The organism is Bacillus sp. 3G2, from assembly GCF_044324725.1.
Taxonomy (GTDB): Bacteria; Bacillota; Bacilli; order Bacillales; family Bacillaceae_G; genus Bacillus_A; species Bacillus_A mobilis.
This window is the reverse complement of the sequence record NZ_CP172246.1, coordinates 285001-295000: the sequence shown is the minus strand read 5'-3', so window position 1 is coordinate 295000 and position 10000 is coordinate 285001. Positions and strand designations below refer to the sequence as shown.

Sequence of the window (10000 nt, the reverse complement as noted above, 5' to 3'; positions counted from 1 at the left end):
TAGTTTCATTACTAGCTAAACACACTATAAAAGTTATTTCATTAATACATGAATTACCGCATTTAATACAACAGTACTCTGCCGAAGGAAAAGCGAGAAATATTGCCGAGTCTGCTTACAAAATAGTCTTCCCTTCACAATACGTATATGAAAAATTCCGTACAATCACCCAATTAGATCATCAGAAGTGCCATATTCTCCCTCAAGGTTTATTTAACCATAATCCTTATAAGAACAATATTGCAAAAGCTAGAAACGAATTAAGAAAAAAACACAACCTGCCTCTAGATAGCAAAATCATTTTGGGTGTAGGTTTCGCTGATCATCGAAAAGGGATAGATTTATTCTCACTTATTGCTTACTCAGTAAGAAAGATTCATAGGAATATTCATTTTATATGGGTTGGGAGAACGGATGTTCACTTTTTAAACACGCTATCCCCAAGATATACAGCACATTTTACATTAGTGGAGCCTACTCCAGATATCGGTTTATATAACGCCGGGGCTGATTTATATTTATTAACTTCAAGAGAAGATCCTTTTCCCAACGTTGTTCTAGAAGCATTAGATACGAAAGTCCCTGTTATAGGGTTTAAAAACGCTGGAGGTTTTGAAGATGTTGTTACGGAACAAACTGGCGCATTAGTAGACTATTTAAACTTACCGATGATGTTGGAAAGAATATATGAGTTTATTGGAGATGAAGATTTACGATTACAAAAAGGTAGCTTTGGCCAAGAACTTATTGAAAAAGATTTCAACTTTCTTCATTACATTTATCAATTGTTAAACCTGCTTGAGCATAATTATAAAAAAATAAGCGTCATTGTACCGAACTATAATTACGAAAAATACTTACCTGATCGAGTTAAATCCATATTCAACCAAACCTATCCCCTTTACGAACTAATTTTCCTAGACGATGCCTCTACTGACAATAGTGTATCTATATTTGAAAAGCTGCTCTCAAACGAAAATAAGCCCCACCTAAAAGTTCAGCAAATAATTAATGATAAAAACTCTGGTTCTGTATTTAAGCAATGGATAAAAGGCGTCTCTGCAGCAACTGGTGATTACATTTGGATTGCAGAGGCCGATGACTTATGTGATCCGACATTTTTAGAAGAAGTAATACAAGGGTTTTATATAAATAGTGATGTCACCTTAAGCTACACACAATCAAAACAAATAGATGAACAAGGAAATATCCTGGCCAATCATTATTTAGATTACACAAATGATATTGATAAAGAAAAATGGAAAAGTTCTTATTTTCGAAAAGGGACTGATGAAATACAAGATACGTTACTTATCAAAAACACGATACCTAATGTATCAAGTGTAGTTTTTAAAAACATAGATATAAAAACTACAGAAAAACAATTAGAAAAGTTTAAAGTAGCTGGTGATTGGTTTTTCTATGTTTCTATTCTTAAAGAGGGGAATGTTTATTTCACTCCAAAACCTCTAAACTATCATAGACGACATACAAATAGCGTAACGAAAATAGAAGGTTCATATTCCCATTACAGTGAAGTTGTACAAATGCAGAATTTCATTAAAGAAAACTTTACTATCGACGACATTTCAAAAAAGAAAATGTACACATATAGAAAGTACCTTAAAGAATATTTGAAGATTTAATGATATCTTTTCTTCGCCGTCAGCATCTCTTGTAAGACGTTACTATCATTTAAGGGGGGTTCCTCTTTGAAAGAATTTATAGAGGCAAATAAAGATTTGATTTCTCAAATTGCACACAACTACAATGTAAATGCAAACATCCATCCAGAGGATCACATCTTTCAATTCCTTGTCACGAATCCAGTCTTCCCATCTAAAAAAGAAGCAATAGATTATTATTTTCAAGATGGGAGAAAATCTGCAGAAACACTCTTAGATTTAATTACTTCCTTTCATCCTCCTAAAGACACTCCAATAAAATTATTAGAATTCGCATCCGGATACGGCTGCGTAACACGTCATTTATTAAATCAGCAAACGAACTTACGTATAACTACCTGTGATATACATGAAGAGGCTATTACTTTTATTGAACGGACATTAAATACTTCTTCTATCTTATCTCACCCTGAACCTGAACAAGTAAATTTGACCTCGTCTACGTATGATATCGTTTTTTGCCTATCCTTTTTTTCTCATATGCCTGATATAACTTGGTCTCGTTGGCTTCAAACATTGTATAATGCTGTTTCACCTGGCGGCTTATTCATTTTCACAACTCATGGATATCAAAGTAAAAAGTACTTCGGTTTTCCCGATTTAAATAAACAGGGGTATTGGTTTCTCCCCTCTAGTGAACAGCTCGATTTAGATGTTCATCAATACGGCCAAACAATTGTTAGCCCATCTTACGTATGTGACAAAATTAAATTATTACCTTATAACCCTATTATCAAAAAATACACTGAAGGTTTTTGGTGGGAACATCAAGACCTTTGGGTAATAAAAAAAGAAATAAAATAATAAACCACGCTCTACTTATACAGAAGTAGGGCATGGTTTATTATTTTTTACTATATAAGAACTCTTCAATCCATAGTTTATTTAATCTAATCCCACTTTTGAAATCTATTTTCGGTTCCCAATTACATTCTTGTCTTACCCTATCTATATTTAAAATGATTTTTTGAACATTTTCTTGTTTTTGTTCATAGCAAATAAAATCCACTTTTCTTTCTGTTAATTTCTCCAATTCTACTATAATTCGTTTTAAAGAGAGACCTTTACCGCTTCCTATGTTATATACACAAGATTTCAAGCGATTTAATTGAGATAGTTGTATAGTAATTTCAACTAAATCATCGATATAAATATAATCTCGAATAATTTCTTGTGGATTCCCATATATATTAATCTTTTCATTGCTGAGATGCTGATATAAAAAACAATTTATTGCCCCAACCTTCTTTAAAGGATTTTGATATTTTCCATATGGATTAGAATATCTACATACAACATAATCAATTCCGTATTTTTTCTTATAAAAATACAAGTAATTTTCAAGCGTCACTTTTGTTATTCCGTAAGGAGAAAGTGGCTTTAATGAATGTTTCTCATCAATAGGTAAATATTCAGGTTCACCATACACGGTGCCCCCAGAAGATGCTAATACAATTCTTTTAATCGGAAAGTTTTTAACACTTTCCATGAAATTAAGAAAAAAAAAGCTACTGTTCATATCTCCGAAAACATCTTCAATTGAAGTTGCTACATTAGACGTCGCAGCTAAATAAATAATTACATCCACATTCACTAAAGCTTTATATATATCTTCAACATTTGCTAAATCACCTTTAATAAATTCAATCTCACTTATAATATCTTGAGGAAAATTATTTATATGTCTAGAAAATACTTTTACATTTTGACCTTGTTTCAATAAACCTAATGCGAGGTTAATACCAATGAAACTATTTCCACCTACTATTAAATAATTATTCTTCCTCATAATATCCTCTCTAGTAATAAGATTTTTACTTATCACACCTAGAAATACAAATAAAGTGAAACTTTAATCAGTGGGGGTTTTCTTCATCCCCCACTGATTATTAGTTGAACCAATCGGACTTTTATGGGCAGTTGATCCCCAAACCAAATTCTTTGCTTTCGCTGAATTTTGAGGTGGGGGTCTTACTGCCCATTAAAGCGGGATAAATGAACTTGGTCACTTCTATTATTCATTCTCTTATAATTGTATGCCCCTTATAAATTTTCATTATCTTTATTTTATATTTTCCTTTTAGGATCACTACCTTATTTCAGATGACCACAAAAAACACTCATACTATTTACTCATTCCCCTGAATATACTGGATTATTAAAAAACTTCTCCATAAATAACACTTTCAAAAAGGAGCACAAAATTTATGAAGAATGTAAATCAAGAACTTTTAAATTATGTAACCGTACATAAAGATCGAATCCCACATTTCCATAAAGACTTTCCCCTTATACTATTCTGGAGCCATAGAAGCGGATGTACCACTTTAGCTAATTGGTTCTTTTTTCAAATTGGATTGTTTAATGAAGCAAAGAAATACCATGACTTTATTCATTACTATGAATTCTGGGTGTATAAAAACAACACCAACTACATACCAGATTTACAAAATGGGCTTCTAGCAGCAAAAAAAGATGTTTGTAAACTTGTGCGGAATCCCTACACAAGGGCTGTCAGCTCATTTTTATTACTTGCTGACAATCCATATGCTAGCCCACAATGGGAAAATATCCGCCAATATTTATATAATGACAAATATAGTAACCAAGGAATATCATTTAAACAATTTTTATATTACGTTCGAGCATTCGGTTCCAATTCCCTAGCGATGGACATACATTTTAGTCAGCAATACGTTCCAGGTGAAGAAAAATTCATCCAATACTATATTCCTTTAGAAGATTTTAATACACAAATCACCAAGATAGAACATACGTACGATTTAGTTAAATCCAATTTAGCGCTACTTACAAATTCAGATCATCATCGCGCTCATAAAATGCATTATACAGGCAGCTATGCAGAGTTCAGCATTACGGATGCTACCTTCCCTCGCTTTCCAACATATGAAAGTTTTTATGATGAAGAGACAATGGCACTAGTTACAGAAATATATGCACAGGACTTTGAAATGTATCCGTACACAAAAGGGATATTGTAAGTCGATACATTCTCCAATGAATAAAAGCGAATGTATCGCATAGCATAAAATGAAACTTTAATTAGCGTGGGGGGCTCTCCCGCTAATTATTCCATTCTACCAATCTCACTTTTATGGATTCCCTAATTTCCACCCACTCTCTTTCATTTCGCTGATTGTTGAGGTGTGTGTCATACTATCCATAAAATGAGGGCAATTCATCTCCCACCTCACTTCTTTACTTCTTTACTTCTTTACTTCAGCCGGATCTTGAGGTGGAAGTCTTAATTCCCTGAAAATAGTGGGATAAATACATTTGGTTTTACACAGGAGTGATATCATGTGGAAGGTAAACTGAAACACAATCATGGATACTGCGTTATTTGTGAGAAGGAAACTACGTTTATAGAGCAGAATGATTGGCTTAGAGATCATTACGTATGTTTTACATGCCACTCTATACCAAGGCAGCGAGCTTTAATCCATGTTTTAAATACATTTTTTCCAAAATGGGGTTCCTATCATATACACGAATCCTCTCCTGGAGGAATTACAACTCAACTACTTATAAAAAACTGCAAAAACTATACATACTCTCAATACTTTAAAAATCACCCTCTTGGCCAATACTTTCAAGGAATTAGATGTGAAAACTTAGAAGACATGACTTTTCCAAATGAATCTTTTGATTTATTCATTACTCAAGATGTCTTTGAACATGTAATGGAACCAAGCAAAGCCTTTAAAGAAATAGAGCGTGTATTAAAGCCTGGCGGCGCTCATGTGTTTACTGTCCCTTGGTATCATACACTCACAAAGACTTTACAAAGAGCAAGAATCACTAAAGAAGGAATTGAGTATATGGAAGAGCCAATTTATCATGGTAATCCTATTGATGAGAATGGGTCTTTAGTAACATTTGATTGGGGTCAAGATATGATTGAATATATTTATAAACATGCAAATATGTATACCATTGTTTATTTACAAAAGGATAGATCACTGGGGTTAGATGCTGAATTTTTACATGTTTTTGTTAGTAAAAAAACATGTAAGTAGATGTTAATCACTATATCATTCGGAGGTTTAACAAATGGATAACTTTAAGTTAGGAAGTGATTTTGATAACCTTGTTAGCCCGCTTTCTGATGTTGAACTTCTTAATCTATTTATACAAAGTTGCTCCCAAACAAAGATAAATGGCATCCCCGTACCTATGTTCCCCTCCGAAGAAATTCAACAACAGTTTGTAGGTGCTTCCTATGAACATGCTCTTTATGAAGCATATTTGTTTTATAGCCATGTAAAAACATACGCCCAAAATTTAGGTGTTCCCTTGAATAAAGAACGGAAAATTTTAGACTTCGGTTGTGGATGGGGAAGAATCATACGATTCTTTTTCAAAGATGTTCGCCATAAAAATTTACTTGGTATTGATGTCGATCCTGTAATGATTAACCTTTGTAACGAAACGTTAGGAAGAGGCAGATATAAAATAGCTCCCCCACAACCTCCTGTAGAATTTATTAATGATAATTCATTAGACATCATATTCGCTTATTCTGTATTCTCACATTTATCCGAAGAAACTGCAAAAAATTGGATAAAAGAGTTTTCAAGAATTCTTCGTCCAGGTGGCATCTTCATCGCAACAACACAAGCACGCTATTTTCTCGATTTCTGTCAACAATTCAAGGAACACCCTGAATTAATTCAAACCGGGTGGCATAAAACTTTATCTCAAGCTTTTCCAGATATAAATCGTGCCATCTCGGATTATGAACGTGGAAATTTTGTCCACAGTCCTACAGGGGCAGGAGACGTTAGAGATAGTAGCTTTTATGGAGAAACTGTTATACCTAGAACTTATATTCAAAATCACTATGAGAAGCATTTAAAGCTACGGGACTTTTTTGATGATGTAAACCGATTACCCCAAGCTCTATTTGTTCTCCAAAAAGATTAACTCTTTTCGCTAATTGTATAATGAAGATCATTTTGTATATCAGCCCTATATATTAAACCATCAAAGATTTCCATATCAGGCAAACTGGACAAAAGAATTCATTATGTGGCATAAACAAAGTAAGTAAATAACATATCTCGCGCTTTAAACTAAATCCCAAAAATCAAAAGTAACTTCCCACCACTTGAACTACGAAGAACATAAGGGGGATATATCTTGAAAATAATCGCTTTTTATTTACCACAGTTTCATCAAATAAAAGAAAATGACCTATGGTGGGGGAAAGGTTTTACTGAATGGACAAATACGAAAAGTGCACGACCTTTATTTTCGGGACATTACCAACCTAGAGAACCTTATCAAGATTTTTATTATGACTTAACCACCCCATCCGTAAGAAAATGGCAAGCAGAAATCGCCAAAGCACATGGCATATATGGTTTTTGTTATTACCATTACTGGTTTAAAGGGAAGAGGCTATTGGAGAAACCCTTTAATGAAGTACTTAAGATGAGGGAACCAGATTTTCCATTTTGCCTCTCTTGGGCAAATGAACCGTGGACAAAAACTTGGGATGGTCTTGATAGTCACATATTAATGCCACAAAATTACGGAGAGTTATCGGATTGGAAAGAACACTTTGAGTATTTATTACAAGCTTTTCAAGATGAGAGATATATCCGTATAGATGATAAACCACTATTCATTATTTATCGGCCTGGACATATCCCTGATTGTGAGCAAATGCTTCATTATTGGAATACACTCGCACAAGAACATGGTTTGAAAGGTATATATTTTGCAGAAACATTAAACAGCTTTCCACTTCCTAATATAAATGGGTTTGATGCTAGCATTCAATTTGAGCCTTTTTATACAATCGCTCATGATAGCTCTTCAGACATAAATAAGACAATATATGAGTCTGGTAAACAAATAAATGCTTGGGATTATGATAAAGTGTGGATGTATATATTAAAACGATCTCTTCCAGAGAAAAAAACATTTCCAGGTGCCTTTGTTGACTGGGACAACACAGCACGCCGCAAAGACTTAAATAGCAGCATTTTTGTAGGATCTACCCCTGAGAAGTTCACAATATATTTAAGCAAGCAAATTCACCGTGCATTCTCTCTTTATGATAGCGAATTTTTATTTATTAATGCGTGGAATGAATGGGCCGAAGGTACTTACTTAGAACCAGATAAAAGGTATGGATTCGCCTATTTAGAAGGAGTTAAGCAGGCAATTAACAGAGGTATGAAAACATACAAAAAAGACGAGTCATACTGACTCGTCTTACAGTTGCTTGGCGACGTCCTACTCTCACAGGGACAAGGTCCCAACTACCATCGGCGCTAGAGAGCTTAACTTCCGTGTTCGGTATGGGAACGGGTGTGACCTCTCTGCCATCATCACCAAACTATGAAGGCATATTCCTTCAAAACTAGATAACATTGCTACATATTATATGGTTAAGTCCTCGATCTATTAGTATTCGTCAGCTCCACATGTCACCATGCTTCCACCTCGAACCTATCAACCTGATCATCTTTCAGGGATCTTACTAGCTTACGCTATGGGAAATCTCATCTTGAGGGGGGCTTCATGCTTAGATGCTTTCAGCACTTATCCCTTCCGCACATAGCTACCCAGCTATGCCCTTGGCAGAACAACTGGTACACCAGCGGTGCGTCCATCCCGGTCCTCTCGTACTAAGGACAGCTCCTCTCAAATTTCCTACGCCCACGACGGATAGGGACCGAACTGTCTCACGACGTTCTGAACCCAGCTCGCGTACCGCTTTAATGGGCGAACAGCCCAACCCTTGGGACCGACTACAGCCCCAGGATGCGATGAGCCGACATCGAGGTGCCAAACCTCCCCGTCGATGTGGACTCTTGGGGGAGATAAGCCTGTTATCCCCGGGGTAGCTTTTATCCGTTGAGCGATGGCCCTTCCATGCGGAACCACCGGATCACTAAGCCCGACTTTCGTCCCTGCTCGACTTGTAGGTCTCGCAGTCAAGCTCCCTTATGCCTTTGCACTCTACGAATGATTTCCAACCATTCTGAGGGAACCTTTGGGCGCCTCCGTTACACTTTAGGAGGCGACCGCCCCAGTCAAACTGCCCACCTGACACTGTCTCCCGGGTCGATAAGACCCGTAGGTTAGAATTTCAATACAGTCAGGGCGGTATCCCACCAGCGCCTCCACCGAAGCTAGCGCTCCGGTTTCAATGGCTCCCGCCTATCCTGTACAAACTGTACCAAAATTCAATATCAGGCTACAGTAAAGCTCCACGGGGTCTTTCCGTCCTGTCGCGGGTAACCTGCATCTTCACAGGTACTATAATTTCACCGAGTCTCTGGTTGAGACAGTGCCCAAATCGTTACACCTTTCGTGCGGGTCGGAACTTACCCGACAAGGAATTTCGCTACCTTAGGACCGTTATAGTTACGGCCGCCGTTTACTGGGGCTTCAGTTCAGAGCTTCGCTTACGCTAACCCCTCTCCTTAACCTTCCAGCACCGGGCAGGTGTCACCCCCTATACTTCGCCTTACGGCTTCGCAGAGAGCTGTGTTTTTGCTAAACAGTCGCTTGGGCCTATTCACTGCGGCTTTCCGTTAAGAAAGCACCCCTTCTCCCGAAGTTACGGGGTCATTTTGCCGAGTTCCTTAACCAGAGTTCTCTCGCACACCTTAGGATTCTCTCCTCGCCTACCTGTGTCGGTTTGCGGTACAGGCACCTTTTATCTCGCTAGAAGCTTTTCTTGGCAGCGGGGAATCAAAGACTTCGCTCCATAAGGAGCTTCCCCATCACAACTCAGCCTTCACGATAAGCGGATTTGCCTACTTATCAGCCTAATTGCTTGGACGTGCACAACCAATCGCACGCTTCTTCTATCCTTCTGCGTCCCTCCATTGCTCAAACGATAAAGAGGTGGTACAGGAATATCAACCTGTTGTCCATCGCCTACGCCTGTCGGCCTCGGCTTAGGTCCTGACTAACCCTGAGCGGACGAGCCTTCCTCAGGAAACCTTAGGCATTCGGTGGACGGGATTCTCACCCGTCTTTCGCTACTCATACCGGCATTCTCACTTCTAAGCGCTCCACCAGTCCTTCCGGTCTGACTTCACTGCACTTAGAACGCTCCCCTACCACTGATACCATTGGTATCAATTCGCAGCTTCGGTGGTGTATTTAGCCCCGGTACATTTTCGGCGCAGAGTCACTCGACTAGTGAGCTATTACGCACTCTTTAAATGGTGGCTGCTTCTAAGCCAACATCCTAGTTGTCTAAGCAACTCCACATCCTTTTCCACTTAATACACACTTTGGGACCTTAGCTGGCGATCTGGGCTGTT

7 protein-coding genes and 2 rRNA genes (2 of these 9 running past the window's edge) are annotated in these 10000 nt (G+C 37.5%); 6 read left to right on the top strand and 3 right to left on the bottom strand.

All coding sequences use genetic code 11. The features are described from left to right. Positions 1-1646: the 3' portion of a glycosyltransferase gene (locus ACHZK0_RS01640; RefSeq protein WP_395761086.1), read on the top strand. It extends 286 nt beyond the left edge of the window; only the last 1646 of its 1932 coding nucleotides appear in the window; its start codon lies off the left edge, out of view; the stop codon is at positions 1644-1646. A gap of 66 nt (positions 1647-1712) precedes the next feature. Beyond that, positions 1713-2489 carry a class I SAM-dependent methyltransferase gene (locus ACHZK0_RS01635; RefSeq protein WP_270344285.1) on the top strand — a complete coding sequence of 259 codons (777 nt, stop codon included), beginning with the start codon at positions 1713-1715 and terminating at the stop codon, positions 2487-2489. Positions 2490-2529: 40 nt separating this feature from the next. On the opposite strand, the gene ACHZK0_RS01630 is transcribed toward ACHZK0_RS01635, so the two are convergent. Continuing rightward, positions 2530-3474 carry an NAD-dependent epimerase/dehydratase family protein gene (locus tag ACHZK0_RS01630; protein WP_262743396.1) on the bottom strand — a complete coding sequence of 315 codons (945 nt, stop codon included), beginning with the start codon at positions 3472-3474 and terminating at the stop codon, positions 2530-2532. 418 nt (positions 3475-3892) lie between these two features. On the opposite strand from ACHZK0_RS01630, the gene ACHZK0_RS01625 reads away from it, so the two are divergent. The 4 genes from ACHZK0_RS01625 (at position 3893) to ACHZK0_RS01610 (ending at position 7925) form a co-directional block, all read left to right on the top strand. Continuing rightward, entirely contained in the window at positions 3893-4687 is a 795-nt protein-coding gene (locus ACHZK0_RS01625; protein ID WP_270344286.1) for a sulfotransferase family 2 domain-containing protein, read from the top strand. Between the two features lie 321 nt (positions 4688-5008). After that, on the top strand, positions 5009-5725 hold the full coding sequence (locus ACHZK0_RS01620) for a class I SAM-dependent methyltransferase (protein ID WP_262743398.1): 717 nt from the start codon (positions 5009-5011) through the stop codon (positions 5723-5725). Between the two features lie 34 nt (positions 5726-5759). Further along, the gene (locus tag ACHZK0_RS01615) at positions 5760-6632 is read left to right on the top strand and encodes a class I SAM-dependent methyltransferase (protein ID WP_377922825.1); all 873 of its coding nucleotides are present in this window, start codon (positions 5760-5762) and stop codon (positions 6630-6632) included. A gap of 216 nt (positions 6633-6848) precedes the next feature. Then, a complete protein-coding gene (locus ACHZK0_RS01610) occupies positions 6849-7925 on the top strand; it encodes a glycoside hydrolase family 99-like domain-containing protein (RefSeq protein WP_262743400.1) in 1077 nt (358 codons plus the stop codon). A gap of 14 nt (positions 7926-7939) precedes the next feature. On the opposite strand, the gene rrf is transcribed toward ACHZK0_RS01610, so the two are convergent. After that, positions 7940-8055, bottom strand: a 5S ribosomal RNA gene (gene rrf, locus ACHZK0_RS01605). Positions 8056-8103: 48 nt separating this feature from the next. Beyond that, positions 8104-10000: ribosomal RNA gene (locus ACHZK0_RS01600) — 23S ribosomal RNA — on the bottom strand; it runs 1025 nt beyond the window's last position.